29 protein-coding genes and 1 tRNA gene are annotated in these 23818 nt (G+C 72.6%); 12 read left to right on the top strand and 18 right to left on the bottom strand.

The annotated features are described in order from the left end of the window. Nucleotides 1–3: 3 nt before the first annotated feature. The gene (locus F0L46_RS16780) at nt 4–279 is read right to left on the bottom strand and encodes a hypothetical protein (RefSeq protein ID WP_149819626.1); all 276 of its coding nucleotides are present in this window, start codon (nt 277–279) and stop codon (nt 4–6) included. 79 nt (nt 280–358) lie between these two features. Beyond that, nucleotides 359–754, bottom strand: coding sequence for a VOC family protein (locus tag F0L46_RS16775; protein ID WP_149819624.1), 396 nt, complete (start codon nt 752–754; stop codon nt 359–361). 507 nt (nt 755–1261) lie between these two features. Here F0L46_RS16775 and F0L46_RS16770 point away from each other — a divergent pair. The 4 genes from F0L46_RS16770 to F0L46_RS16755 all read left to right on the top strand — a co-directional run bounded on the left by F0L46_RS16770 (nt 1262) and on the right by F0L46_RS16755 (nt 4831). After that, the gene (locus F0L46_RS16770) at nt 1262–2074 is read left to right on the top strand and encodes a hypothetical protein (protein WP_149819622.1); all 813 of its coding nucleotides are present in this window, start codon (nt 1262–1264) and stop codon (nt 2072–2074) included. Between the two features lie 205 nt (nt 2075–2279). Continuing rightward, the gene (locus F0L46_RS16765; protein WP_149819620.1) at nt 2280–2489 is read left to right on the top strand and encodes a hypervirulence associated TUDOR domain-containing protein; all 210 of its coding nucleotides are present in this window, start codon (nt 2280–2282) and stop codon (nt 2487–2489) included. Nucleotides 2490–2569: 80 nt separating this feature from the next. Then, on the top strand, nt 2570–3517 hold the full coding sequence (locus F0L46_RS16760; RefSeq protein ID WP_149819618.1) for an aldo/keto reductase: 948 nt from the start codon (nt 2570–2572) through the stop codon (nt 3515–3517). A 309-nt stretch (nt 3518–3826) separates the two neighbouring features. Further along, nucleotides 3827–4831, top strand: coding sequence for a coiled-coil domain-containing protein (locus tag F0L46_RS16755; RefSeq protein WP_149819616.1), 1005 nt, complete (start codon nt 3827–3829; stop codon nt 4829–4831). A 46-nt stretch (nt 4832–4877) separates the two neighbouring features. On the opposite strand, the gene F0L46_RS16750 is transcribed toward F0L46_RS16755, so the two are convergent. After that, nucleotides 4878–5567, bottom strand: a complete 690-nt coding sequence (locus F0L46_RS16750; protein ID WP_149819614.1) for a glutathione S-transferase family protein — start codon at nt 5565–5567, stop codon at nt 4878–4880. Nucleotides 5568–5707: 140 nt separating this feature from the next. On the opposite strand from F0L46_RS16750, the gene F0L46_RS16745 reads away from it, so the two are divergent. After that, nucleotides 5708–6151 (top strand): MarR family winged helix-turn-helix transcriptional regulator, encoded by a 444-nt coding sequence (locus tag F0L46_RS16745; protein WP_149819612.1) that lies wholly within the window; start codon nt 5708–5710, stop codon nt 6149–6151. Here F0L46_RS16745 and F0L46_RS16740 read toward each other — a convergent pair. From F0L46_RS16740 to F0L46_RS16700, 9 genes are all read right to left on the bottom strand, one after another. Continuing rightward, nucleotides 6148–6693, bottom strand: coding sequence for a periplasmic heavy metal sensor (locus tag F0L46_RS16740; RefSeq protein ID WP_149819610.1), 546 nt, complete (start codon nt 6691–6693; stop codon nt 6148–6150). The genes F0L46_RS16745 and F0L46_RS16740 overlap by 4 nt on opposite strands. A gap of 58 nt (nt 6694–6751) precedes the next feature. Next, nucleotides 6752–7330 (bottom strand): Crp/Fnr family transcriptional regulator, encoded by a 579-nt coding sequence (locus F0L46_RS16735; protein ID WP_149819608.1) that lies wholly within the window; start codon nt 7328–7330, stop codon nt 6752–6754. Then, complete coding sequence (locus F0L46_RS16730; RefSeq protein WP_149819607.1) at nt 7327–7548, bottom strand: hypothetical protein; 222 nt, start codon at nt 7546–7548, stop codon at nt 7327–7329. The genes F0L46_RS16735 and F0L46_RS16730 overlap by 4 nt, the downstream gene beginning before the upstream one ends. Before the next feature lie 259 nt (nt 7549–7807). Then, nucleotides 7808–7883 (bottom strand) — tRNA-Ala (locus F0L46_RS16725). 62 nt (nt 7884–7945) lie between these two features. Further along, nucleotides 7946–8617 carry a DsbA family protein gene (locus F0L46_RS16720; protein ID WP_149819605.1) on the bottom strand — a complete coding sequence of 224 codons (672 nt, stop codon included), beginning with the start codon at nt 8615–8617 and terminating at the stop codon, nt 7946–7948. Nucleotides 8618–8687: 70 nt separating this feature from the next. Beyond that, nucleotides 8688–9032, bottom strand: a complete 345-nt coding sequence (locus F0L46_RS16715) for a hypothetical protein (protein WP_149819603.1) — start codon at nt 9030–9032, stop codon at nt 8688–8690. 288 nt (nt 9033–9320) lie between these two features. Then, a complete protein-coding gene (gene tal / locus F0L46_RS16710; RefSeq protein WP_149819601.1) occupies nt 9321–10292 on the bottom strand; it encodes a transaldolase in 972 nt (323 codons plus the stop codon). Between the two features lie 231 nt (nt 10293–10523). Beyond that, a complete protein-coding gene (locus tag F0L46_RS16705; protein WP_240540033.1) occupies nt 10524–10946 on the bottom strand; it encodes a hypothetical protein in 423 nt (140 codons plus the stop codon). Between the two features lie 55 nt (nt 10947–11001). Then, a complete protein-coding gene (locus F0L46_RS16700) occupies nt 11002–11745 on the bottom strand; it encodes a lysophospholipid acyltransferase family protein (protein WP_149819599.1) in 744 nt (247 codons plus the stop codon). A 102-nt stretch (nt 11746–11847) separates the two neighbouring features. Between F0L46_RS16700 and F0L46_RS16695 the strand changes: the two genes are divergently transcribed. Further along, a complete protein-coding gene (locus F0L46_RS16695; RefSeq protein ID WP_210247651.1) occupies nt 11848–12672 on the top strand; it encodes a class I SAM-dependent methyltransferase in 825 nt (274 codons plus the stop codon). On the opposite strand, the gene F0L46_RS16690 is transcribed toward F0L46_RS16695, so the two are convergent. From F0L46_RS16690 to ftsE, 4 genes are all read right to left on the bottom strand, one after another. After that, nucleotides 12669–13334, bottom strand: a complete 666-nt coding sequence (locus tag F0L46_RS16690) for a YdcF family protein (RefSeq protein WP_240540032.1) — start codon at nt 13332–13334, stop codon at nt 12669–12671. The two genes, F0L46_RS16695 and F0L46_RS16690, sit on opposite strands and share 4 nt — an antisense overlap. A gap of 209 nt (nt 13335–13543) precedes the next feature. Beyond that, nucleotides 13544–14689 carry a phosphatase PAP2 family protein gene (locus F0L46_RS16685; protein WP_149819595.1) on the bottom strand — a complete coding sequence of 382 codons (1146 nt, stop codon included), beginning with the start codon at nt 14687–14689 and terminating at the stop codon, nt 13544–13546. A gap of 99 nt (nt 14690–14788) precedes the next feature. Next, nucleotides 14789–15757 (bottom strand): cell division protein FtsX, encoded by a 969-nt coding sequence (locus tag F0L46_RS16680; protein ID WP_149819593.1) that lies wholly within the window; start codon nt 15755–15757, stop codon nt 14789–14791. Then, nucleotides 15750–16451, bottom strand: a complete 702-nt coding sequence (gene ftsE / locus F0L46_RS16675; protein ID WP_240540031.1) for a cell division ATP-binding protein FtsE — start codon at nt 16449–16451, stop codon at nt 15750–15752. Before ftsE ends, F0L46_RS16680 begins: the two co-directional genes overlap by 8 nt. Before the next feature lie 76 nt (nt 16452–16527). On the opposite strand from ftsE, the gene F0L46_RS16670 reads away from it, so the two are divergent. From F0L46_RS16670 to F0L46_RS16660, 3 genes are read left to right on the top strand one after another with little or no spacing between them, the layout of a single operon-like run. After that, nucleotides 16528–17283, top strand: a complete 756-nt coding sequence (locus F0L46_RS16670) for a zinc-ribbon domain-containing protein (protein WP_149819591.1) — start codon at nt 16528–16530, stop codon at nt 17281–17283. A gap of 19 nt (nt 17284–17302) precedes the next feature. Beyond that, nucleotides 17303–17866: a hypoxanthine phosphoribosyltransferase gene (gene hpt / locus F0L46_RS16665; RefSeq protein ID WP_149819590.1), complete on the top strand. Its 564-nt coding sequence runs from the start codon at nt 17303–17305 to the stop codon at nt 17864–17866. A gap of 4 nt (nt 17867–17870) precedes the next feature. Continuing rightward, on the top strand, nt 17871–18236 hold the full coding sequence (locus F0L46_RS16660; RefSeq protein WP_149819588.1) for a response regulator: 366 nt from the start codon (nt 17871–17873) through the stop codon (nt 18234–18236). 153 nt (nt 18237–18389) lie between these two features. Here F0L46_RS16660 and leuD read toward each other — a convergent pair whose 3' ends face one another. Further along, entirely contained in the window at nt 18390–19007 is a 618-nt protein-coding gene (leuD, locus tag F0L46_RS16655) for a 3-isopropylmalate dehydratase small subunit (RefSeq protein ID WP_149819586.1), read from the bottom strand. Then, nucleotides 19007–20410, bottom strand: coding sequence for a 3-isopropylmalate dehydratase large subunit (gene leuC, locus F0L46_RS16650; RefSeq protein WP_149819584.1), 1404 nt, complete (start codon nt 20408–20410; stop codon nt 19007–19009). Before leuC ends, leuD begins: the two co-directional genes overlap by 1 nt. Before the next feature lie 379 nt (nt 20411–20789). On the opposite strand from leuC, the gene F0L46_RS16645 reads away from it, so the two are divergent. From F0L46_RS16645 to F0L46_RS16635, 3 genes are all read left to right on the top strand, one after another. Next, nucleotides 20790–21617 carry a GntR family transcriptional regulator gene (locus F0L46_RS16645; protein WP_149819582.1) on the top strand — a complete coding sequence of 276 codons (828 nt, stop codon included), beginning with the start codon at nt 20790–20792 and terminating at the stop codon, nt 21615–21617. After that, complete coding sequence (locus F0L46_RS16640; protein ID WP_149819580.1) at nt 21614–22834, top strand: ABC transporter substrate-binding protein; 1221 nt, start codon at nt 21614–21616, stop codon at nt 22832–22834. Before F0L46_RS16645 ends, F0L46_RS16640 begins: the two co-directional genes overlap by 4 nt. A gap of 77 nt (nt 22835–22911) precedes the next feature. Then, complete coding sequence (locus tag F0L46_RS16635) at nt 22912–23784, top strand: branched-chain amino acid ABC transporter permease (RefSeq protein WP_149819578.1); 873 nt, start codon at nt 22912–22914, stop codon at nt 23782–23784. Nucleotides 23785–23818: the final 34 nt, after the last annotated feature.

Genomic DNA, 23818 nt, shown 5'->3' with positions numbered 1-23818 from the left:
GCCTCAGGTCCAGGCGAGGGCGAAGGCGGAGAGGGCGCGGGCGTCGGGGAAGGCCGCGACGAGGATCGCCCGCTCCTCCGCCCCGGCGCTCCCGTGGAGCCGCACCATGCGCCGCACGAGCCGCCCCTGCGGGGCATGCGCGTCCATCCAGGCGCGGGCCTCGCCCGTGAGCTCCGGCGGCTCCACCCCCGCCACCACGGCCGAATCGGCCCGCAGGGCGACGATGTAGGGGCCGAGATCCGGGTGCTGCTCGCGCAGGCTCTTCACGATATCGATCATGGATGCGCGTCCCCGTGAGGCTTCGCCGATGATAGCCGATCCGGGGCGCGCCGCGCGAGGCCCGGGGCGCAGGGGCCCGCTAGCCGTAGCGGCCGTGCCGCTGCAGGACCTCGATTCTGTAGCCGTCGGGGTCCTGCACGAAGAAGAAGCGGGCCATGAGCGCGCCCTCCCGCTCGAAGGCCTTCACGGGGGTGGGATCGAGCCCGAGCGAGGCGAAGCGCGCGTGCTCCGCCTCCAAGTCGTCCACCACCACCGCGAGATGGCCGTAGCCGTCGCCCAGCGCGTAGGGCTCGGTGCGCCCGTGATTGACGGTGAGCTCCACCTCGAAGCTGCTCTCCGGCGCCCGCAGGTAGACGAGCGTGAAGGTCTCGAAGGGAAAGCGGTCCGCGATCGTGAGATCGAACGCCCGCGCGTAGAACGCGACCGAGCGCTCCTCGTCGAGAACGCGGATCATCGAATGGATCGGCTTGGCCATGGCGGTGCCCCCTGCGCCGTCGTGAAAGGGAATGCGAGCGGGCCTTGGGCGCCGCCCCGGGCGCCCGGCCGGAGATCGCGCCGCGGCCGGGTCAGGTCCGGCGGCCCGTCCCCAGGGGCCGCGCGGGCCGCGGCTTGGCGTAGGGGCGCGAGGGACCGCAGGGCTTTGCCGGCATGGGCGACCTCCAGGTTTCCAGGGGGCGAAGTGTGGGGGCGGCCCCGTGCCCCGTCAACCGGCGGGCGGCGCGCCGGAGGCGCCCGGCTCCCTGTGGCTCTCGCGCCTCACCCGGCCCGCCCCGCGCCCCTCAGGCTTGACGCGCCGGCGCCCGCCCGTCTAGGGTCCGCCCATGACCGAGCGCCGCCCCACCGCGATGTATTTTACGCCGTCCCCATAGGGCGGCACCGGTCCGGTCATGCAAACCTGACACCGACAAGCCGCCGCGTTCCGGCGGCTTTCTTGTCTCTCCAGACGGTCTCCGGCCCGCGGCCCACGCCACGGAGACCCACGATGCCCACCCCGTCCCCCGCCCTCGCCGTCCTCCTGGAGCGCGGCATCCTCTACCGCTGTCCCGACCGGGACGGGCTCGACGCCGCCCTGCGCGCGGGGCCCGCCGCCGTTGCCGTGCGCCTGGATCGGCCCGATCTGGGGCTCGGCAGCCTGCCCGGGCTCATGGCCCTGCGCTGGATGCAGCAGGCGGGTCACCGGCCCGTCGTCCTGCTGAGGCCCGGGGCGGATGCGGGCGAGCGCTCAGGCCCCGCCCGCGAGGCGCGCTGGGCGGCCCGCCTCTCCCGGTGCCTGCGCACGGGCGAGGGCCCGGGCGACGCGGCCGTGATCGACACCGGGCGCTGGCGTGACGGCTTGCGCGAGCGCGCCGCCTGGTCCGGTCCCGACGCCGCGCTCGCGGAGGCCCTCGACGTGATCGAGGTCGGCCGGCGGTTCGGCCCCGTGGTGCGGGTGGGAGCCCTCGACGAGGCGGACGCCCTGGAGGCGGGAGGGATCCAGGCCGCGCGCCTCGGCGCCGGGCCCGTCGCGAGCTTCACGGCGGTGCTCGCGGGCGACAGCCGCCTGCGCGTCGCCGATGGGACGAGCCGCGCCCTCAGCCTCGGCCGCGAGCCCGGCCCCTGGGCGCAGGCGCTCGCCGACGACGTGCCCCGCCTCCTGCGCCTTCTCACCGACCTGCCCCTTTCGAGGATCCAGGCCTGGGCCCGGGGCGCGGAGGGCGGCCTCGACGCGGCGCGGCAGGCCCTGGGGGACTCGGCCGCCCGCCTGTTCGGCGAGGGCGGTCTCGTCGAGGAGCCCGCGCTCCGGGAGGTCGCCTGACGGGCCGGCCCGGCGACCGACCCCTCCAACCCCTCATGGGCCGGAGCGGCACCGCCTGCCGGTTCGGGCGCCGCCTCGCTCGCTCATCAGCGGGCGGTGCGGGGCCGGCGAGCGGCAGTCTGACGCGGCGCGGAACGGGGGCGGCGAGGTGGGGTTGCGAAGGTGGAGCGGTCCGACGGCACCGCGTCACCGGCAGGAGACGGCGATGGTAAAAGCGTTGAAGAGCGGCGACAAGGTCGCCTGGGATTCGTCGGGCGGCCACAGCGTCGGCCACGTCGTGAAGAAGCAGACCACGCCCACCAAGATCAAGGGGCACAAGGTCGCCGCCTCGAAGGACGATCCGCAATACATCGTCAAGAGCGACAAGTCCGGCAAGCAGGCCGCCCACAAGGCCACCGAGCTGAAGAAGGCCTGAGCGCGTTCGATCGCGCCGGCCTCAAGGCTCGCGCCTGGGACGAGAGACGCCGGCCGCGGGAGCCGCAACAGGAGAGGCCCATGACGTTGCGCCAGCTTGGACGAAGCCCCCTGCGGGTTCCGCCGCTCTGCATCGGCGGCAACGTGTTCGGCTGGACCGTGGACGAGGCCGCGTCGTTCGCGCTCCTCGACGCCATGGTCGCGGCGGGCCTCACCTTCATCGACACCGCGGACGTCTACTCGCGCTGGAAGCCCGGCAACCAGGGCGGCGAGTCCGAGACGATCATCGGCAACTGGCTCAAGAGCCGGGGCGGCCGGGAGCACCTCGTGATCGCGACCAAGGTGGGCAGCGACATGGGGCTTGGCCGCAAGTGCCTGTCCAAGCTCTATATCCGTGAGGCCGCGGAGGCGGCGCTGCGGCGCCTCGGGACCGACTATATCGACCTCTACCAGTCGCATTGGGACGATCCCGACACGCCGCTCGAGGAGACGCTGGAGGCCTATGACGGCCTGATCCGCGCCGGCAAGGTGCGGGTCGTCGGCGCGTCCAACTACGAGGCCGCGCGGCTGCGCGAGGCCCTCGACGTCAGCGCCCGAACGGGCCTGCCGCGCTACGAGAGCCTGCAGCCCGAATACAATCTCTACCAGCGGGCCGCGTTCGAGGCGGAGCTCGAGCCGCTCTGCCGGGCCGAGGGGCTGGGCGTGATCGGCTATTTCTCGCTGGCGAGCGGCTTCTTGACGGGCAAGTACCGGTCGGAGGCCGATTTCGGCAAGAGCGCGCGCGGGGAGGGCATGGCGAAGTACCTCAACGAGCGCGGCCGCCGGATCCTCGCCGCCCTCGACGATGCGGCGGCGGAGGAGGGCGCGACGCCCGCTCAGATCGCGCTCGCCTGGCTCATGGCCCGCCCGGGCGTCACGGCGCCCATCGCGAGCGCTACGAGCCTCGACCAGGTGCACGACCTCGCGGCCGCGACGCGCCTCACCCTCGCCCCCGGCGCCATCGCCCGCCTCGACGCGGCGAGCGCGTGAGGGCAGCCGATTCGGCATGGCGGTCCCGCTCTCTCCCTCAAGGCCGCGGGCGTCTCGAACCCTGCGCGACGGGGCCACGGCCGGATGCCGGCGTCGCAGCACGCTCAGCCCGCCCGGCGTCGGGCTGGCGTAGCGCGCGGTGTCGCGAGGACGTAGCATGGCGAATCGACGGTCCAGGCGGGCTCCGCCCGCCGGCGGATCGGGCGTTCGGAACGCATCCCGAAGCGCCCGGGCGCGTTGGGAGCATGCGGCCCGTCGGCGGCGCGTGCGCGCGGTTCGGGATACGGGCATGGGGCCGAGGAGATCGAGATGGCAGTTCACGTCAGCGCTGAATGGAAACGGCCGGTCACCCTCGCGCTCGCCGCCGCGGCCGTCGTCGGCTGGCTGGTGGTCCTCCTGGTGCTGCTCAACCAATCGAGCCAGAGGCGCGAGGCGGAGGCGCGGATCGCGTCCCTGACCACGAACGAGCAGGCCTTGCGCACGGAGCTCCAGCAGCAGCGCACCGCCTCCGGCACCCTGGCGGACCTTCAGGCCAGGATCGCGGCGTCCCAGGCGCAGAGCGCGCAGCTCGACCAGGCCCGCGACCAGGCCCAGTCCCAGGCCACGGCGGCACGCCAGGAGCTGGAGACCGCTCAGCAGAGGCTCGCGGGCGCCACGAAGGCGGCGGACGCCGAGACGCAGCGGCTCGCCGAGCTGCAGGGGCAGGTGCAGCAGGCGGACCAGCGCGCCGCGGCCCTGCGCGGCGAGATCGCCCAGGGCGAGCAGACGGTCAACGCCCGCGCCCAGGAGCTGGCCGAGGTGGGACGCCGGCTCGAGGAGGCGCGCCAGCAGGAGGCCAAGCTGCGCGAGGACATGACGCGCATCTCCCAGGAGGCGGCGGCGAAGAGCGCCGAGGCGGCGACGGCGGAGCAGCGTGTCCAGCAGGCCCGCGAGGCGGAAGCGGCCACGCAGCGCACCCTGGCATCGGCCCGATCCGAGAACGAGACGCTCGCGACGCAGAAAACCCAGATCGAGGCCGAGATCGCGCGCCTGACGACGGACCGCGAGAAGACCCTGACGGCGGCGGACGAGGCCGAGCGCCGCCAGAAGGAGATCCAGGGACAGCTCGCCGGGGCGACGGAGGAGCTGTCCGCCCGGAACAAGGAGATCGCAACCCTCGAGGAGCGCCTCCAGACCACCCGCCGCGAGCTCGCCGAGGTGCAGGGCAGCGTGGCGGAGGCGCGTCAGAGATTGATGGAGACGCCCACCCCCCCGCAGCCGGCCCCTGCGCCGGCCCCCGCGCCTGCCCCCGCGCCGGCTCCTGCCCCTCAATGACGGAGCGCCGGAGCCGATGCAGCCGGCCGCGCGAAGGCGTCCGGCGTCATGGTCGGGCTCCCGCCGGCGCGGCGGCTTTGTGCCGGGCGCGGGCGCCCAGATGCGAGTCGCGGGCCCGCAGGAAGGCCATCAGCCGCTCCGGATAGTCCTCCGTCACGGCCCGGCGTACGCTCGGGCGCCGGGCGAGCCCCGCGCGCCAGGCGCCCACCCGCTCCAGGCCGTCGAGGATCCCGAAATCGGCGATGGTGTCGAAGGCGTCGAAATAGCGGAACACCGGCCCGAACGCGGCGTCGACGATGCTGAAGCGCTCGCCCACGAAATAGGGACCCGCGACCACCCCCTCCAGGCGCTCGACCTTGGCGCGGATCGCGTCGCGCCTGGCATCGAGGGCTGTCGCGTCCGGCGCCGCGTAGAAGCCGGCGATGTCGGCCAGGATGGACGAGCCGACCTCCACCCACGCCCGGTGACGGGCCCGCTCCAGCGGATCGTCCGGGTGCAGGCGCGGGGCATGGGTCTCGTCGAGGTAGTCGCAGATCACAGCGGACTCGAAGAGCACCTCCCCGCCGACCCGCAGGAGGGGCACCTTGCCGAGCGGCGAGAGGTCACGGAACCAGTCGGGCTTGCGGGCAAGGTCGATATAGGTGCGCTCGAAGGCGACGCCCTTCTCGTCGAGGACGACCGCGGCGCGCTGGACATAGGGGCACAGGTGGTGGCTGACGAGCTCGAGGCGGGGCATGGCGGCGGTCCTTCGGCGATGCGTTGCGGAGCACGGGACCGACGGTCCGCAATCCCATGCATATGCATCGATATGGATGCAGTTGCATGAACCCTGCAAGCCTGCTGTAACGGCATCGGAGCGGATCGAGGCTTGCCGGCATGCAAGGGCCGACGGACGACGTGGTCGCCGCCTGGGTGCGGCTAGTTCGGGCGCAGCGGGCCGTCATGGGCGCCGTCGAGGCGGACCTGAAGCGGGCGGGCGAGCCGCCTTTGTCCTGGTACGACGTGCTCTGGAGCCTCGTGCAGGCCCCCGACGGGCGTCTCGCCCCGCGCGATCTCGAAGGCGCCCTGCTGCTGGAGCAGTACAATCTCTCCCGCCTGCTCGACCGGCTGGAGGCCGACGGCCTCGTCGCCCGCGTGCCGCACCCGGGCGACAGGCGGCGCCAGTTCGTCGAGATCACCGAGCGGGGCCGTGCCCTGCGCGAGCGGATGTGGCCGGTCTATGCCGAGGCGGTCCAGCGGCATGTCGGCGCCAGGCTCGGCGATGGCGAGGCACGGTGTCTCGCGGCGATCCTGGGCGGGCTCCTGGGCGGCCGGTTCTAGCGCGCCGCGTAGCCCCTGAGCCGCGAGTAGTGATCCACCTGCGGCGGCGTGAGCACCTCCGCCGTGGCGAGGTGATAGCGAAGATGCGCGGCCCGCAGCTCGCCCTGCGCCACGCCGATCGCGGCCGTGGCCGCGGCCACGTTCGCCGGGGCGGCCCGCCTCTCGGCGAAGAGCCGGTCGAGCTCGGTCTCCCCGGCGATCACCCGCTCCCCGAGCGGGACGGCCTCGGCCTGCATGGCGTCGAACAAGCCCTGCAACCGCGCGCGCTGGCCGGGGGCGAGCGCGAGCGCCTCCGCCAGCTCCAGCACGTGCGAGGGCCCCGGATAGCCGTTGAGCTCGGCCGGGACCGCCAGGCCCATGCCCCGTCCAGCCTTGAGATCGGCCACCTGCGTATCGGACAGCGCCTTCACGGCCCGTGTCTCCAGGCCGGCATAGGAGGAGCCGGGCGCCCCGCCGGCATGGCCGTGGTGACCTGCGTGTTGCGCGAGGGCGGGGCCGGCGACGAGCATGAGAGAGGCGGCGAGAGCGGGAACGAGGGTCATGGCGATCTCCTGGTGCCCCCTTCCTACGATGCGAACGCGGCCCGCCATATGATCGTGGTCATGGGGAGACGCGGCGCCGAAGCGTGATCCGCGTGCCGTCGCGGCTGATCAGGCCGTCCCGCTCCAGGGCGGCCAGCGTCCGGTAGAACGCCTCGCGCGTGAGCCCGAGCTCGGCGGCGATGTCCTGGAGCTCGCCCTCGACGGCGACGATTCCCGCCGGGCCCCCTCGCAGGTCGAGCCAGAGGAGGACGCGCTCCCGGGCCGAGCGCACGTTGCGCAGTTCCAGGCGGCCTCGGCACTCCTGAAGCTGGCGGGCCATGGTTGCGATCAGGCCGCCAGCCTGGGCGCCGGCGCCGAGGCTCGCGAGCAGGGCCGCCTTGTCGTAGAGGCCTACGACCGCGTCGGTCACCGCCACCGCGTCGCAATGGTAGGCGTCGGCGAAGAGGGACGCCTCGGCGAAGAGCTCCCCGGCGCGGGCGGTATGGAGGACGACCGGACGGCCGTCGGAGGTGCGTCGCTCCAGGCGCAACCGCCCGGCCACGACCCTGAAGATCGCGGTCGCAGGGTCGCCCTGGCGAAAGAGGGCGTCGCCGCGGGCCAGGGTCTTGACGCGTGCCGGCGCGACCGCCCCGATCACGTCCGTCCCTCGTGGGCGAGGCGGGCCCTCACCTCCGGCGGGAGCCGCCGCCCGTCGCAATCGAGAAGGGCGGCCTCCATCGCGCGGGCCGCGACGGCGCTCACCGCGCGCCCGAACACGAAACGCGGGCGGCGATAGCCCTCCACGGCACCCATCGCCCGCAGGCGGCGCTCCATCACGGGACCGAGGGTCCGCATCCGGGCGATCGTGCGTGGCATCGGAGGGGTCCGGGAATCGAGGGCGCGACAGCGTAGCGCCGCGGGCGGCGAACGTCAGGTCGGGTCGAGGGCGGTCGGGTCAGGGCCTGGAGCCACGGAGCCGGACCTGCCTGCCCCCAGGCCGTGCCCCTGATGCTGCGCGTCGCGCCCGGCGGAGCGCCCCGGAGCGAAGGACGCGCCCGCGCTCCCGGAGCGCGGATCACGCCGCGTCACGGCCAAGCGCCTGGGGACGTTCCGAATTGTCGAGAAAGGAGGAACCTGGTGGAGCTGAGGGGATTCGAACCCCTGACCTCTGCAGTGCGATTGCAGCGCTCTCCCATCTGAGCTACAGCCCCGGCACCAGGCCGCGCCTTGTAGGGCGGGCGGGCCGCCCCTGTCAATCGGCTTGTGCCGGCGCTCAGGCCCGGGCGCGGGCCACGAGGGCGCGCTTGTGGGCGAGCGTCAGGTCGCCCGCATAGGCCTCGGGGCCGATCACGTAGGACGGGGTGGCGGAGAGGCCGAGGGATTCGCCGATCCGGAGCACGGCGCGCAGGCGGCGGGTCACGGCCTCCGAGTCGGCGGCGCGCGCGAGGGCGCCCGCATCCGCCCCGAGCCCCAGGGCCTCGTTGAGCGCCCGCTCGGCCCCCACCGGCCCGCGCAGGGCCAGAAGCCGCCCGTGCAGGGCGAGCGCCGCTTCCGGCCCCCCGAGGGAGAAGGTTGCGAGGGCCACCCGCGCCGCCTCCACGGAGGGCATGCCGAGCACCGCGTAGTTCATGAGCACGTAGGTGAGGTCGCCGTCGGCGAGCATCGCCGGCAGGTCGCGCGCGGCGCGCCGGCAGGAGGGGCAGTTGTAGTCGAAGAACTCGATCATCGTGACGTCGCCGCCCGGCGCGCCGACGCGGATCCCTGCGTCGAGCTCCAGGGCCTCCTCGACGAGCTCGATGGGCACGGTCTGCGGCTCGGGACGGGAGGCCTCGCCCTCGCCGAGGGCCGGCGCCGCGAGGGCGGCCGACAGGCCGATGAGGACGGTGCGGCGGGGCAGGTGGATCATGGTCTCGCGGTGGGAACGGCGCTCGGCCGGGGCCGGCATCGGCCCCTTGTGGGCGCGGCCTGCGGCAAACCCACGGCGGCGGCAGGCCACGATTCCGTGAGCCGACCCCTCAGGCCGAGGGCGCCACGGCCGCGGCTGCGGTCGCGGCCTTCTGGTCCACGCGCGCCGTCGCCTCGCGCCAGCGGCGCTCGCCGGCCAGGCGCTCCTCGCTGGCGCGGAGCGCCGCGCCGCTCTCGTCGAGGCGCCGCCGGAGGTCCGAGCGCGTCCGCCACAGCAGGAGGGCCGCGATCCAGCCGGCCAGGGCCACGGCGAGGGCCGCCTCCAGCCCGTAGGGCGCCGCTTTCAGGGCGCCGTGCAGGGCGAGCGCGTGGGCCTCGGTCCAGCGCCACGCGGCGGCAAGGGCCGGGCCGCCCCGGGCCTGGATCCAGTCCCACCAAGCCAGCACGTCGTCCATGATCCCCCCGGAGCCGCAGGTCCCGCCCGATTCGGGACAGCTTAGGGGCGAGGAGACCCCGGCGGCGTGAACGAAGCGTTAACCCTGCGGGCGGGGCGTCAGGGTCCGGCCCGGAACAATGGCTCTCCAACCCCCTCATGCTGAGGAGCCCGCGCGAGCGGGCGTCTCGAAACACGCGAAACGTCTGCCACAGCCTTCCTGAGCCCACTGGAGCGCCCTTCGAGGCCCGCCTGCGGCGGGCACCTCAGGACGAGGGTGGAGGGTAGGCCGTACTTACGAGCCGGCCCCTCAGGCCGCCTGCGCCTCGGCCAGCCGCTTGCCCACGAGCCCCCGCAGCGTGCGCAGGTCCTTCACGAAGCCACGGATGCCCTCGGCGAGCTTCTCGCCGGCCATGGGATCCTCGTTGAGCTGGAAGCGGAAGGCCGCCTCGTCGAGGGCGAGGCGGGCCGGGGCGGGGGCCCCGCCGCCGGGTGAGAGGCGGCGGGGGAGGGGGCCGTCAGCGGCGGCGAGCTCGTCCAGCAGGGCCGGCGAGATGGTGAGGCGGTCGCAGCCCGCCAGCGCCTCGATCTCGCCCGCGTTGCGGAAGGAGGCGCCCATGACCACGGTGGGAATGCCGTGCGCCTTGTAATAGGCGTAGATGCCCCGCACCGATTCGACGCCCGGATCCGTGTCGGGGGTGTAGGGCCCGCCGCCCGCCTTCACGTGCCAGTCGAGGATGCGGCCCACGAAGGGCGAGATCAGGAACGCGCCCGCATCCGCGCAGGCCGCCGCCTGGACGAGGTGGAACAGGAGCGTGAGGTTGCAGTCGATGCCCTCGCGCTGGAGCACGGCGGCCGCCTGGATGCCCTCCCAGGTCGAGGCGATCTTGATGAGGATGCGCTCGCGCTGGATACCCTGGGCCTCGTAGAGGGCGACGATCTCGCGGGCCTTGGCCACCGTGGCGCCCGTGTCGAAGGAGAGGTCGGCGTCCACCTCCGTGGAGACCCGGCCGGGCACGATGCGGGTGAGCTCCGCCCCGAAGGCGACGGAGAGCCGGTCGCAGACCCGGGCCACGAGCGCCTCGCGCGGGCCGGACTGCCGGCGCGCCCAGGCCAGGGCCTCCTCCAGGATCGGGCCCGAGGCTGGGTCCTGCACCGCTTTCAGGATCAGGGTCGGGTTCGTGGTGCAGTCCTGGGGCTTGAGGCGGCGCACCGCCTCGATGTCGCCCGTGTCGGCGACCACCACGGTCATCGCGCGCAATTGCTCGAGCTTGCTGGCCATCTCTGGCTCCCGTTCACCTTGGAGCCCTCCATGTAAGGCGCGCGGGCGCCGCCGTGAAGCCTGGGAGGTTGGCCCGGAATGGGCCCCACCCTCCAACCTCGTCCTGAGGCGCGAGCGGAGCGAGCCTCGAAGGACGTTCCAGAGCTCTCCGGACGTCTGTGGCAAGCGTCCTGCGTGCTTCGAGACGCGCTCGTCGAGCGCTCCTCAGCAAGAGGGGGGAGGGGCAGGCCCTCAGATGTCGTCCTGGAGGTCGGCGATCACGGCGCTGCGCTCGGCCTCGTCGCGGGCCAAGCGATGCACATGCATCTCGGTGGCGCCGCAGGCCCGCACGGCCGACATCCAGCTCGAGGCCAAGCGTTCCCGGGGCAGGGCGCCCGCCGCCGCCACGTCCACCACCCGGGCCGTGCCGTCGCCCTCGCGGCACACCGCGATGAGGACGGCCTCGGTCACGTCGCTGAGGTCCGCTTCCGCGAGCGCGTGCACGCCCACCACGTAGCGCTGGCCCGAGCGCCCGCGCCAGGCCGAGAGGCGCAGCGGGACCGACACCCCCGCCGTGACCCGCAGCCGCTCCTCGCGCACCGCCGCCCGGCGCGCGCGCTCGCCCCGCCCATCCCGCATGGCGACTCGTCCGTCGATGATGTGTGTGTTCTGCATTTGTTCTAGGTACGGGAGGAACGGCTCCGCCGTCAAGCGGAACCGTTCAGGGCGCTCAGGCGGGGGAGCGGTCGAGACCGAGCTCGCGGCGGCCCTCGACGAGGAGGCGCCCGGACATGGCCTCGATCCGGGCCTGCACCTCCCGGAACACCACGTCCCGGTCGAGGCCCGGCGGGATCGCCTCGCCCACCTCGATCACGATGGTGCCGGGGCGGCGGATGAAGCGCCGGCGGGGCCAATAGAGACCGGAATTGAGCGCCACGGGCAGGATCGGCACGCCGAGGGAAGCGTAGAGATGGGCCATGCCGTACTTGTAGCCGGGCTCGGCCCCGGGCGCCCGCCGGGTGCCCTCGGGGAAGATGATGATCTGGCGCCCGCGCGCGACCTCCTCCCGGGCGCGCGCGTTCATCTCCACGAGCGCCTGGCCGCCGGCCTTGCGGTTGATCGGCACCATGCCGCCCTTGATCGTGAACCAGCCGAAGACGGGGATCCACATGAGCTCGCGCTTGAGGATGTAGGCGGGGTCGTCGAACAGGGTGAAGAGGGCGAAGGTCTCCCACAGGGATTGGTGCTTGGAGGCCACGATGAGCCCCCCCGGCGGGATGCGCTCGCGCCCCCGCACCTCGAGCCGCACCCCCGCCACCACCCGCAGGAGCCACAGCGAGGATCGCGCCTGCGCCTGCGCCACCCGGATGAACCAGATCCGCGGCAGCACGAAGAGCGGCAGGAACGCCAGCATCCAGAGGATGAGGTTGACGTAGTAGAGGGCGTTGAAGAGGGCGGAGCGCAGGACGAGCATCGGGGGGCCATGGAGAGGACGGGCTCCCTTTAGAGCATTTTCAGCCCACGTGGACACGGGCCCGTGCAAAAATGCTCCGGAGCGAGGCGGTCGGCACGACCGATGGGGACGAACATGAGCACAGGGCCGGACATAGCCGCGACGCGGCGTTTCGGGGAGACGGTCGACTTCGGGCGGACGGCGCAAGACTACCGGGCGCACCGGGCCGGATTTCCCTCCCCGTTCTTCGAGAGGATCGCGAGACAGCTCGACCTCCGCCCGGGACAGGCGGCCCTCGACATGGGAACAGGCACCGGAACGGTGGCGCGCGGGCTCGCCCGCCTCGGCCTCGCGGTGACGGGCATCGATCCGGCAGCGGCGCTCCTGCGCGAGGCGATGGAGATCGACCAGACCGAAGGTGTCGCGGTTGCCTACCGGGAAGGACGCGCCGAGGCCCTCGACGCCCCTGACTGCTCATTCGACCTCGTGAGCGCGGGCCAGTGCTGGCACTGGTTCGATCGCGCCCGGGCGGCCCATGAGGCGTTCCGCGTGCTCAAGCCGGGCGGCGCCATCGTTATCGCGCATTTCGACTGGCTGCCCTTGCCTGGCAACGTGGTCGAGGCGACGGAAACCTTGATCCTGAGCGTCAATCCGGCCTGGACCATGGGAGGCGGCTCGGGTCTCTACCCCGCGTGGCTCGCCGACCTCGCTCAGGCTGGATTCGAGGGCATCGAGACGGCCTCCTTCGACGTCGACCAACCCTACGGCCACGACGCGTGGTGCGGACGGATCCGGGCGAGCGCCGGCGTGCGGGCCAGCCTCGACGAAGCGGCCACCGAGCGGTTCGCGATCGAACTCAAGGCGCTGTTGCAGCGGACCTTTCCCGAGGACCCACTTCTGGTCCCGCATCGCGTCTGGTGGGCGCTCGCCCGCCGACCGCAGAGTTAGCGCTCCAGCGGCGCCGCCACCACGCGCACGGGCGGGCCGCCGCGGCTGAACATGGTGGCCGCGATGGAGCGCTCGGGGTCGCTCTCCACGAGGAGGCGCAGGCGCACCGCGAGATATTTCACGTATTCGGAGGCGAGCAGGCGCGCCACGGCGGGGTTGCGCCACCAGCCCGTGGGATCGCCCGTGTCGGAGATCACGGCGTAGGGCACCTTGACGAGGCCCGGCAGGGCGTTGTCGAGCTCCAGCATGGTGCGGGGCATGTGGTAGTTCGAGGTCACCACGATCACCGAGCGGAAGCCGTGCTCGTGCAGCCAGCGCCGGGTCTCGATGGCGTTGCCGATGGTGTTGCGGGCCCGGTAGTCGAGATCCACGCAGCAATCGAACAGGACGCGCTGGCCCGGGTTGAGGCGGGCGATCTCGGCCCGGCTCGTGCGCTCGTTGACCCCGGAGATCAGCAGGCGGCGCGCATAGCCTTGCGCCAGGAGGTCGATGGCGTTGCCGATGCGCTCGGCGCCGCCGGTGAGGGCCACGATGGCGTCGGTGCGCGCCCCGGGCGCCCGCTCCTGGCGCTCGATGCCGGCCACGAAGCCGAGGAAGCCCGCCCCGAGCAGCGCGACGGCGGCGACGGCGAGAAGGATCAGGCTTTTGGCGAGCAGGCGCATGGATACCGCGTGGCGGGAACGGGCCTCGGCCGACGGCACCTCCAACCAGGCCCATCCGATGGGGGCGGCCTCGATCGCCTGGACCATTGCGCTGCGCGGCGTACGCGAAACCATGGGCCAAGTTAGACCGCCGAATGCGGCGGCCACAAGGCGAGGCGCGCCGGTCGTACCCGGGGGGAGGGCGGCCCGGGGCTCGGCGGGACGGGGTGTCACGCCGCGCCCGTTCGCACCGCGAGGCCCACGGGGGCCGGCCGGGCTGGTTCGAAGCCCCTCCCGGCGCCGGGATCCCGGACGGCGGCCCCCGCGCGCCGGCCCGCCCGCCGCGGCCGCGTCATGGCCCAGATCCCGCACACGGCCACCGCCGACACGTAGCCGTCGAGGGAATAGTGCCAGCCCAGATGGATGGATCCCGCGAGGATCAGCACCCAATAGGCCATGAACACGGCGCCGAGCCGGCGGCCGATCCGGCGGGCGGCCAGCACGAACAGGGTGGCCATCGCGACATGGATGCTCGGGAACGCCGAGATGCCCGTTCCCAGCTCCACCTGGTCGGTCTGGAGGCTAAGCCAGAGATGCTCCTGGATGTCGGCGGCGGAATAGGGCAGGCCCTTGCTGAACGCCAGGTAGCGGACGAGCTCCCCGTAGCGCCCATGATCGCCCGTGACGTGGCCGTAATAGACCGGGCCCGCCGACATCCCGAGCCCCGCCAGGACGTTCCCGAGCAGGACGAGGGTGAGGAAGGTCGTCAGGAGATAGCGGCGCCGCAGCTCCCGCAGCTCCGGGTGGACGAACAGCAGAACCGGAAACCCGACCAGCAGGAGCATCCACACGGACGAATAGGTGACCTCGATGAACCGGGTGACCGGCTGATGGCCGAGGATCGGGTGGAGCCATTGCCACGGGGCGACGCCGCCGTGGAGCGCGGTTCCCAGGTCCGCCAGGGGCTTGTCGAACCGGAACGGCGACAGGAGCGGGAGCGCGTTCTTCACCGAGGTGAAGCACCCGAACAGGAGGCCTAGGCTGACCACCAGGAGGCAGCCCTGCACGATCCGACCGCGGGTCCTCAGGCGCAGGGCCGCGAGAGCGTCGCTCAAGGGGCGCTTGGACCCCGCCCGGACGGTGCGCAGGCACTCGCAGGCGAGCAGGTGGACGAGGAGCGCGATCCCGGCGCCCGTCGCCCACAGCGGGAGATACATCAAGGGAACGAAGCGCTCGAGGGCGTTCAGGGCGAACAGGAGCACGAAGGCGAACGCGCAATAGCCCACGCACAAACCGTGGAACACCCCGTCCTCGGCGAGGATTCTCCGGACGTGCGGGCTCGCGAGGGGCCAGGACCGCTGTTCGGCAGGGCGCATGCGCAGCTCCGGAACGAAGGCACCTGCCGTTACTGCCCCCAAAATTTAACGAAAGCGTTATGGAGACCGCCCTGGCGGGACGGGCCGCCGGGAGGAGCCCTAGCGCAGGTCCGCGAGGTAGCGCCGGACCGTGACCCGCGACACCACCGCCGTGACGGCGGCGACCACGAGGCCGACGAGGAGGATCAGGACGTAGTCGCCGAGCCCCATGTCGAAGGCGCCGAACAAGGCCTCGATCTGGTCGCCCGCGGGGCTCGCCCGCAGCGATCCCGCCGCGAGGCCCGCGAGCGCGATGAAGGCGAGCGCCGCGGCGCAGCCGAGGGCGCCGCCCTTGAGGCCTAAGCGCAGGAAGCGGATCTGGAACTCGCGGGCGATGAAGGCGTCGTCCCCGCCCACGAGATGGAGCACGTCGACGATCTCCTTGTTGCCCGCCATCGCGCCCCGGGTCGCGAAGGCCACCGCGAGCCCCGTGGCGAGCAGGACGAGCAGCACGAGGCCGATCCCCACCCCCACCACGGTGTTGGCCATGGAGGAGAGCCGGCGCAGCCACAGGGCGTGGTCGTCGAGGGTCGCGCCGGGCACCTCCGCGACGATGCGCCGGCGCAGCGCCTCCGTGTCGGCCCGTGCGTCCTCGGCGAGCGTGACGGCGACGATCCGGGGGATGGGCAGGTCGAGGAGCCCCGCCCCCGAGCCGATCCAGGGCTCCAGCAGGCGCGCGGACTGCTCGCGGGTATAGGGCTCCACCCCCGCGACGCCGGGGCTCATGCGGGCGATCTCGGCGGCCTGCGCCACCAGCGCGTCCCCGTCGCGCCCGGCGCTCGGGCGGATCTGGATCGTCACCTCCCGGGCGATGGACGAGCGCCATTGCGTCGAGGCGTTCGCCACGAGCGCGGCTCCGCCGGCGCACAGGGCGGCCAGGAAGGTGAGGATCGCGATGACGGCCATGAGGGAGCGCCCGGCCGCCGAATCGATCGGCACGAGGGGCGCGTCGCGCTTAAGATGGGGGGAGAGGGGCGGGGCCGCCTCGTGCCCGCGCTCGGAGGGGATCCTGTCCACGGGATCAATCATCGATGAGGAGATGTCCCTCGGCCAGGACGAGGCGGCGCGCCTCCACCTGGTCCATGAGGGAGAGGTCGTGGGTCGCGATCACCACCGAGGTGCCGAGCCGGTTGAGCTCGATGAAAAGCCGCAGGAGGCGGCGGGCGAGGTTCGGGTCGACGTTGCCCGTGGGCTCGTCGGCGAGCAGGAGCTCGGGCCGCACGATGAGGGCGCGGGCGATGGCGGCGCGCTGCTTCTCGCCGCCCGAGAGCACGGGAGGCAGGGCGTGCATGCGCTCGCCCAGGCCCACCCAGCGCAGGAGCTCCACCACCTCGCCCCGGTAGCTGTCCTCCAGCCGCCCCTGGACGCGTAGGGGCAGCGCCACGTTCTCGTAGACGGTGAGGTGGTCGAGAAGCCGGAAGTCCTGGAACACCACCCCCATGCGCCGGCGCACCCGGGTGAGCTCGTCCCCGCCGATGCGGCTCACCTCCCGCCCGAACAGGGTCACGAGCCCCCGCGTCGCCCGCACCGACATGAGCATGAGGCGCAGCAGCGTGGTCTTGCCCGCGCCCGACGGGCCGGTGAGGAACTGGAACGAGCGGGGCTCGATGGAGAAGGTGACGTCGCGCAGCACCTCGGGCCCCATGCCGTAGCGCACCCCGACATTCTCGAAGTGCACCACCGGCGGGCCGTAGGGGTCGTCCGTCTCGTCGAAGGCTTTCACGCGCTGTTAACCAAACCGTCGGAGCAATGGGAGGGCCGGACCCGGACCCCCGGGCCCCGGCCTCGACCGATTCGCCATGCTGATCGTCTGTCCATCCTGCGCAAGCGAATACACGATCGACCCGGCCCATGTCAGGCCGGAGGGTCGAACCGTGCGCTGCGCCGGGTGCCGGACCACGTTCCGGGTCGAGCCGGCGGCCGAGGCAGATCTCAGCCCCGACGACTGGTCGCGCCTTCTCGACGAGGCGGGCGTGCCGCCGGCCGCCGGCGCGCTCTCGGTGGACGCGAGCGCCGCGCGCGAGGCGCCGCCCCCGGCGCCCAAGCCCAAGGGCACGCGCCGCCTGCCCTCCGCCGCGGGCCTCGCGGCCCGGCTCGCCTCCCCCTTGCGCCGCGTCCCCGCGTCCCTCGTCCTCGCCCTCGCCCTCGCGGCCATCGTGACGGGGCTCCTCGCCCAGCGCATGGCGGTGGTGCGCCTCGTGCCCGCGACGGCGCGTCTTTACGCCGCGATCGGGCTGCCTGTGAACCTGCGCGGCCTGGAGCTGCGCGCCGTCGCCTCGCAGGTCACGGGCACCGGGAGCGAGCTGGTCCTCACCGTGGAGGGGGAGATCGCCAACCCCTCGGCGCGCGCGGTGGATGTGCCCCAGCTTCTCATCGCCCTTCTGGCCGGGGACGGGCAAGCGCTGTACACGTGGACGAGCGAACCCCCGCGCAAGAGCCTGGAGGGCGGCGAAACCACTCGTTTCCGCGCCCGGCTCGCCGCTCCGCCCCTCGAGGGACGGGACGTGCTCGTGCGGTTCGCCCCGGCCATCGGCGGTGCGGTGGCGGCCCGCTGATCCAATCGAGGACCCGTCGATGACTCTCCCCAAGGTGCACGTCCTGTACGACGAGGAGCGGATCGCCCGCCGCGTCGAGGAGCTGGCGCGCGAGATCGCGGCCGCCAAGCCCGTGAACCTGCTCGTGGTGGCGGTCCTCAAGGGCAGCTTCATGTTCGCGGCCGACCTCATCCGCGCGCTGCACCGGGCGGGGCTGGAGCCGCAGGTGGAGTTCATCCACCTGTCGAGCTACCGCGCCGGCACCGTGTCGTCGGGCCAGGTCGCGATCCTGCGCGACGTGGAGAGCGCGGTGGACGGGCGCGACGTGCTCCTCATCGACGACATCCTGGAATCGGGGCGCACCATCGTCTTCGCCAAGGACCTGCTCATGGCGCGCGGCGCCAAGCGGGTGCTCACGGCGGTGCTCCTGGAGAAGCCCGGCAAGCGCGCCGTGCATATCGACGCCGAGTTCGTCGGCTTCACCTGCCCCGACCTCTTCGTGGTGGGCTACGGCATGGACGTGGCCCATTCCTTCCGCCAATTGCCCTTCGTCGGCGTCATCCAGCAGGGCGACGACGATCCGGATCTGTTCGACAGGAGCTAGTTTCATGGCGCGCATTCTGCTCGTCGACGACGAGGAACCCATCCGGGGCTTCTTGCGCCGCGCGCTGGAGATGGACGGCCATGCCGTGATCACCGCCGAGGACGGCGGCGACGGCCTGGAGCGCCTGCACGAGGAGGCGGGCTCCTTCGACCTGATGCTCACCGACATCCGCATGCCGATCATGGACGGCATCGCCCTGGCGCTCGCCGCCAAGCGCGACTTTCCCGACCTCACGATCCTGCTCATGACGGGCTTCGCCGACCAGCGCGAGCGCGCCCGCGGTCTCGACGCCATCGTGACCGACGTGCTCACCAAGCCCTTCTCCCTCGCCGACCTGCGCTCCAAGGTGCGCGAGGCGATCGCGGCTTGAGTTTGGGGTGCGGGCCGGTATGGGCCGCCTCTCACACGCCTCACCCTCGTCCTGAGGCGCCCGCCGAAGGCGGACCTCGAAGGGCGCTCCAGGGATCTCCTGACGGCTGTGGCAGCGTCTTGCGTGCTTCGAGGCTCCGCTACGCTCCGCACCTCAGCATGACGAGGAGGGGCGCGCCCAGCGGCGGCGCTCCGCGTCCGCCTCGGCCCAGGCGCGGATCGCGTCGGCGTGGCTCAAGGTGAGGTCGAGGTCGTCCCAGCCGTTGAGGAGCTTCGTGCGCCAGACCGGGTCGACGGAGAAGGAGACCGGCTCGGGCAGGCCCTCGATCCGGCACGCCTCCAGGTCGACGCTCAGGCGGTCGAGGCCGCCCTCCAGCGCCGCGATCAGGCGCTCGGCGTCCGCCTCGCTCACCACGGCGGGCAGGAGCCCGTTATTGACCGCGTTCGAGGCGAAGATGTCGCCGAAGCTCGGCGCCACCACGCAGCGGACGCCGAAATCCACGAGCGCATAGACGGCGGCCTCCCGCGACGAGCCCCCGCCGAAATTGCGCCGCGCCACGAGGACGCCCGCCCCCGCCCGGGCGGGATCGTCGAGGGACAGGCCCAGGGCGGCGCCGTCGGGGCCGAAGCGCAGGTCGTGCAGCAGGAAGCCGCCATAGCCCGCCTGGCGCGGCTGCTTCATGAAGCGGGCCGGGATGATCTGGTCCGTGTCCACGTTGGCGAGCGGCAGGGGGCAGGCGACCGCGCGGTCGAGGCGGCGAAGCGGCTCCATCACAGCCTCCCGGCGAGCATCGGGCGGGCATCCGCGAGATGGCCCGCGACGGCGGCGGCCGCCGCCATGGCGGGGCTCATGAGGTGGGTGCGCGAGCCCGGCCCCTGGCGGCCCTTGAAGTTGCGGTTCGTCGTCGAGGCGGAGCGCTCGCCGGGCTTCAGGAGGTCGCCGTTCATGCCGACGCACATCGAGCAGCCGGATTCGACCCAGTCGAGGCCGGCCTCGACGAAGATCCGGTCGAGCCCCTCCTCCTCGGCCTGGCGCTTCACGAGGGAGGAGCCCGGCGAGACGAGCCCCGGCACCCGCGCCGTCCGCCCCGCGAGCACGGCCGCCGCCGCCCGCAGGTCCTCGATGCGCGCGTTCGTGCACGAGCCGATGAACACCCGGTCGATGCGGATCCCCGTGAGGGGCTGGCCGGGCCTGAGGTCCATATAGGCCAGCGCGTCGCGGGCATGGGCCGCGCGGCCGGGATCGGCGATGCGCTCGGGGTCGGGCACGGCGGCGTCGATGGGCAGCGCGTCCCCGGGGTTCGTGCCCCAGGTGACCGTGGGGGCGATCTCGTCGCCCCGGAAGGACACCTCGCGGTCGAAGGCGGCGTCCGCGTCGCCGGCGAGCGCGAGCCAGTCGCCGGCCGCCCGCTCGAAGGCCTCGCCGGCGGGAGCGTAGGGGCGCCCGCGCAGATAGGCGAGCGTGGTCTCGTCGGGCGCCACCATCCCGCAGCGCCCGCCGCCCTCGATGGACAGGTTGCACAGGGTGAGGCGTCCCTCCATGGAGAGCGCCCGCACGGCGGAGCCCGCATATTCGATCGCATGCCCCTGCGCCCCGTCGGCGCCGAGGCGGGCGATCCAGGTGAGCGCGATGTCCTTGGCTCCCACGCCCGGGGTGAGGGGGCCCTCGACCGAGATGCGCATGCGCTTAGGCTTGCGCTGCCACAGGGTCTGCGTGGTGAGCACGTGCGCCACCTCGGAGGCTCCGATGCCGAAGGCGAGCGCCCCGAAGGCGCCGTGGGTGGAGGTATGGCTGTCGCCGCACACCACCGTGAGCCCCGGCAGGGTCAGCCCCTGCTCCGGCCCCACCACGTGGACGATGCCCTGGCGCGGATCGTCGAGACCGAAGAGGTGGACGCCGTGCAGGCCCGTGTTCTCGGTGAGTTGCTCCACCATCCGGCGCACGCCCTCGTCGGGGATCGGCCCCGCCCGCCCGCGGGTCGGCACGTAATGGTCGGCGACCCCGAAGGTGAGATCGGGCCGCGCCACCCGGGCGCCACGGCTTTTCAGCTTCGCGAAGGCATGGTGCGAGCCCTCGTGCACGAAATGTCGGTCGATCCAGATCAGCGTCTCCCCGTCCTCCCGGGTGAGGATGGCGTGCTGGTCCCAGAGCTTGTCGACGAGGGTGCGGGGCATGGACGTGATCTTGGTCAGCCGGGCCGTGAGCGCAAGGGGAGACCTTCGATAGCAGGTTTGCACGGGGATGCGGCGCCGCTGGCGCGGCCGGTTCTTGCGCTGGGTCCCGGATCTGCGATCCGCTCCGCCTTCGGCTGCGCTCCTCTTGTCCGGGAAAGTGGTGGAGGGTATCAGAAGAGCTCTCCCGACCCTCCAACGCCCACTTTCCCGGACAAGCCTCGCGTAAGCGAGGTGCAGATCCGGGATCCAGCGCAAGGAGCCGCGCCGAAGGCGCTCACCCCTCGGACGCTCTTGACGCAACGTCCACGGCCGCTAGCTTCGCACAGCAAGCTGTATCACTTCTGATGCAGCTCGCCCCCATCCAGGAGGTGGTCGCCCCGTGCATGCTGGCGTCGAGCCCTCGAAGACGCGCAGGCTCTATCTCCTGCTGCGCGAGCGCATCGTCGGCGGCGCCCTGCCGGCGGGGGCGCGGCTGTCGAGCGAGCCGGAGCTCGCCGCGCTCCACGGGGTCTCGCGGGTGACCGTGCGCCGGGCCCTCGACGGGCTGGAGCGCGAGGGGCTGATCCGCCGCCAGCCCGGCGCGGGCACCTTCGTGACGGGGGCCGACGGCGCCAAGACCATCGTGGCGGATTTCGCCAACATGCTCGCCCATCTCGTCGAGATGGGGCGGCGCACCCGGGTGCGGCTCATCGCCTTCGGCTACGAGGCGCCGCTCCCCGCCGTGGCCGAGGCCCTGCGGCTCTCCCCCGGCGAGCGGGTGCAGCGCTCGGTCCGGGTGCGCACCATCGACGACGTGCCCCTCTCGTACCTCGTCACCTTCGTGCCCGAAGGCATCGGCGCCACCTATTCCGACGAGGACCTCGCCTCGACGCCGCTGCTTTCGCTCCTGGAGCGCTCAGGGGTCAAGGCCGAGCGGGCGAGCCAGACGATCGGCGCCACCCTCGCGGGACCCGAGGTGGCGGAGCATCTCGCCGTGGAGGTGGGCTCCGCGCTCCTCTCCATCACCCGCACGGTGTTCGACGCCGAGGACCGCGGCGTGGAACATCTCGAGGCGCTCTACCGCCCCGACCGCTACGCCTTCCAGATGGAGCTCATGCGCATCGGGCGTGGCCCCGAGCGCCGCTGGAGCCCGGTCGCCCCCACCGCCTTCAAAGCCAACGGCCGGCGTTCAAGGCCGTCATCGTCGCCAGGGAGCCCACGCGCATGACCGATCTTCTCCACCCCACCCGCCGCACCCTCCTGCAAGGCGCCGCCGCGGGCGCCGCCCTCGTCTCCGCGCCCGCCATGCTGCGGGCCCAAGGCGCGCCCGCCGTGAAGATCGGCATCCTCCAGCCCGTGACGGGCGCGCTCGCCCAGGACGGCCAGCTCGGCCAGCTCGGCGCCGAGCTCGCCATCAAGGCGATCAACGACGCGGGCGGCATCAAGTCCATGGGCGGGGCGCGGCTCCAGATGGTGTTCGGCGACGCGCGCTCGACGCCCGAGGGCGGCACCCAGGAGGTGGAGCGCATGCAGGCCGAGGGCGTCGCCGCCATCGTCGGCGGCTTCGCCTCGCCGATCTGCCTTGCCGCCTCCCAGGCCGCCTCCCGCTACGAGCTGCCCTACATCGTGGACGTGGGCGTCACGGACCAGATCGTGACCCGCGGCCTCAAGAACACGTTCCGCTTCGCCCCGGGCTTCGGCATCGTCACGGCGAGCGCCCTCGACAACCTGGTCCGCCTCAACGACGCCGCCGGCAAGCCCGCCAAGACCGTGGTGCTCGTCCACGAGGACGGCCTGTTCGGGTCGGGCCTCGCCAAGCTCATGCAGACGGAGCTGCCGAAGCGCGGCTTCGAGGTGCTCGACACCATCGCCCACCCCACCCCCGCCCGCGACATGTCGAACGTGGCGCTCCAGATCCGGGCCAAGAACCCCGACCTCGTCATCCCCTCGGACTATTACAACGAGTTCGTCCTGCTCGCCCGCACCATGCAGCAGCAGCGCATCCGGCCGAAGGGCATCTACTCGGTCCTCAACGGCGCCGCCTCGAACTTCCGCTTCGTGAAGGAATTCCCGGACGCCGCCGCCAACATCATGGACTGCAACCACTGGTACGATCCGCGCAAGGAGGAGGCGCTGGCCCTGCGCAAGGTGGTGGAGGCCCAGGGGCGCTTCTTCACCTACAACGTGGCGCTCAACTATTCCTGCGTGAAGCTGCTCGCCGACGCCCTCGAGCGCGCCGGCTCCGCCGACCGGGGCAAGGTCACGGAGGCCATCGCGGGCTCCACCTTCTCGGGCCACATCATGCCCTACGGCCCGACCCGCTTCGAGAACGGCCAGAACCAGGGCGCGGCCCCGGTCAACACCCAGGTCCAGGGCGGCGACATCAAGGTGATCTTCCCCGACGCCTTCGCCGACGCCAAGCCCGTGTTCCCGGTGCAGTCGTGACGGGGAACGCCTTGCGCGCGTCCCCTCTCCCCGCCCGCGGGGAGAGGGGTTCGCCCGTGCCGGCGACGGATTAGCCCATGCTCTCCCCCGAGATCCTCCTCACCGCGATCGCCAACGGCCTCATGACGGGGGCCGTCTACGCGCTGATCGCGCTGGGGCTCACCCTCGTCTACGGGGTGCTGCACATCATCAACTTCGCCCACGGCGCCATGCTCACCGCCGCCATGTTCGCGGTTCTCGTGCTCAACGTGCACGGGGGCGTCGACCCCTATCTCGCGATCCCGATCCTCACGCCCGTGTTCTTCGGCTTGGGCTATGCGCTCCAGCGCTTCGTCATCGGCCCGGCGAGCCATGGCGACGATTCCAACATCCTCCTCGTGACGCTCGGCCTGTCCATCGTCATCGAGAACGCGCTGCTAGCGGGCTTTCGCTCCGACACCCGCTCCATCGACACCCCCTACGGCTTCTCCGTGATCGAGGTGGGGCCGCTCTTCCTCCCCACCGCGAAGGTCATCGCGCTCGCCGGCGCGCTGCTCGTCACGGCCCTCCTCTGGCTCGTCCTGTCGCGCACCGACACGGGCCGGGCGATCCGGGCGGTGGCGAAGGAGAAGACCGGGGCGGCGCTCGTCGGCATCGACGTGCCCCACGTCTACGCCGTCACCTTCGGGCTCGGCGCCGCCTGCCTCGCGGTGGCAGCCTGCCTCCTCATGCCGAGCTTCTACGTCAACCCCCGGGTCGGCGGCGCCTTCGTGCTCGTCGCCTTCACCATCGTGGTGCTCGGCGGCATGGGCTCGATCCCCGGCGCGCTCGTCGGCGGGTTGTTCATCGGCGTCGTCGAGAGCCTGTCGGGCCTGTATCTGGGCGAAAGCCTCGGCCAGATCGGCATCTTCCTCATCTTCATCCTGGTGCTGCTCGTGCGGCCCACGGGCCTGTTCGGAGCCAAGGCATGAGGGGCGCGGAAATCCCCCCTCTCCCGGATGGGAG

Source organism: Salinarimonas soli, from assembly GCF_008386575.1.
In the GTDB taxonomy this organism is placed as follows: Bacteria; Pseudomonadota; Alphaproteobacteria; order Rhizobiales; family Beijerinckiaceae; genus Salinarimonas_A; species Salinarimonas_A soli.
The sequence above is the reverse complement of the archived record's forward strand: the minus strand, read 5'-3'. Positions and strand labels throughout refer to the sequence as shown.

What these genes read in the sequence shown, in the direction of transcription:
- F0L46_RS16780 (WP_149819626.1), bottom strand. Translation starts at nt 279, where the DNA reads ATGATCGATATCGTGAAGAGCCTGCGCGAGCAGCACCCGGATCTCGGC.
- F0L46_RS16775 (WP_149819624.1), bottom strand. Translation starts at nt 754, where the DNA reads ATGGCCAAGCCGATCCATTCGATGATCCGCGTTCTCGACGAGGAGCGC.
- F0L46_RS16770 (WP_149819622.1), top strand. Translation starts at nt 1,262, where the DNA reads ATGCCCACCCCGTCCCCCGCCCTCGCCGTCCTCCTGGAGCGCGGCATC.
- F0L46_RS16765 (WP_149819620.1), top strand. Translation starts at nt 2,280, where the DNA reads ATGGTAAAAGCGTTGAAGAGCGGCGACAAGGTCGCCTGGGATTCGTCG.
- F0L46_RS16760 (WP_149819618.1), top strand. Translation starts at nt 2,570, where the DNA reads ATGACGTTGCGCCAGCTTGGACGAAGCCCCCTGCGGGTTCCGCCGCTC.
- F0L46_RS16755 (WP_149819616.1), top strand. Translation starts at nt 3,827, where the DNA reads ATGGCAGTTCACGTCAGCGCTGAATGGAAACGGCCGGTCACCCTCGCG.
- F0L46_RS16750 (WP_149819614.1), bottom strand. Translation starts at nt 5,567, where the DNA reads ATGCCCCGCCTCGAGCTCGTCAGCCACCACCTGTGCCCCTATGTCCAG.
- F0L46_RS16745 (WP_149819612.1), top strand. Translation starts at nt 5,708, where the DNA reads ATGCAAGGGCCGACGGACGACGTGGTCGCCGCCTGGGTGCGGCTAGTT.
- F0L46_RS16740 (WP_149819610.1), bottom strand. Translation starts at nt 6,693, where the DNA reads ATGACCCTCGTTCCCGCTCTCGCCGCCTCTCTCATGCTCGTCGCCGGC.
- F0L46_RS16730 (WP_149819607.1), bottom strand. Translation starts at nt 7,548, where the DNA reads ATGCCACGCACGATCGCCCGGATGCGGACCCTCGGTCCCGTGATGGAG.
- F0L46_RS16720 (WP_149819605.1), bottom strand. Translation starts at nt 8,617, where the DNA reads ATGCCGGCCCCGGCCGAGCGCCGTTCCCACCGCGAGACCATGATCCAC.
- F0L46_RS16715 (WP_149819603.1), bottom strand. Translation starts at nt 9,032, where the DNA reads ATGGACGACGTGCTGGCTTGGTGGGACTGGATCCAGGCCCGGGGCGGC.
- tal (WP_149819601.1), bottom strand. Translation starts at nt 10,292, where the DNA reads ATGGCCAGCAAGCTCGAGCAATTGCGCGCGATGACCGTGGTGGTCGCC.
- F0L46_RS16705 (WP_240540033.1), bottom strand. Translation starts at nt 10,946, where the DNA reads ATGCAGAACACACACATCATCGACGGACGAGTCGCCATGCGGGATGGG.
- F0L46_RS16700 (WP_149819599.1), bottom strand. Translation starts at nt 11,745, where the DNA reads ATGCTCGTCCTGCGCTCCGCCCTCTTCAACGCCCTCTACTACGTCAAC.
- F0L46_RS16695 (WP_210247651.1), top strand. Translation starts at nt 11,848, where the DNA reads ATGGGGACGAACATGAGCACAGGGCCGGACATAGCCGCGACGCGGCGT.
- F0L46_RS16690 (WP_240540032.1), bottom strand. Translation starts at nt 13,334, where the DNA reads ATGCGCCTGCTCGCCAAAAGCCTGATCCTTCTCGCCGTCGCCGCCGTC.
- F0L46_RS16685 (WP_149819595.1), bottom strand. Translation starts at nt 14,689, where the DNA reads ATGCGCCCTGCCGAACAGCGGTCCTGGCCCCTCGCGAGCCCGCACGTC.
- F0L46_RS16680 (WP_149819593.1), bottom strand. Translation starts at nt 15,757, where the DNA reads ATGATTGATCCCGTGGACAGGATCCCCTCCGAGCGCGGGCACGAGGCG.
- F0L46_RS16670 (WP_149819591.1), top strand. Translation starts at nt 16,528, where the DNA reads ATGCTGATCGTCTGTCCATCCTGCGCAAGCGAATACACGATCGACCCG.
- hpt (WP_149819590.1), top strand. Translation starts at nt 17,303, where the DNA reads ATGACTCTCCCCAAGGTGCACGTCCTGTACGACGAGGAGCGGATCGCC.
- F0L46_RS16660 (WP_149819588.1), top strand. Translation starts at nt 17,871, where the DNA reads ATGGCGCGCATTCTGCTCGTCGACGACGAGGAACCCATCCGGGGCTTC.
- leuD (WP_149819586.1), bottom strand. Translation starts at nt 19,007, where the DNA reads ATGGAGCCGCTTCGCCGCCTCGACCGCGCGGTCGCCTGCCCCCTGCCG.
- leuC (WP_149819584.1), bottom strand. Translation starts at nt 20,410, where the DNA reads ATGCCCCGCACCCTCGTCGACAAGCTCTGGGACCAGCACGCCATCCTC.
- F0L46_RS16640 (WP_149819580.1), top strand. Translation starts at nt 21,614, where the DNA reads ATGACCGATCTTCTCCACCCCACCCGCCGCACCCTCCTGCAAGGCGCC.
- F0L46_RS16635 (WP_149819578.1), top strand. Translation starts at nt 22,912, where the DNA reads ATGCTCTCCCCCGAGATCCTCCTCACCGCGATCGCCAACGGCCTCATG.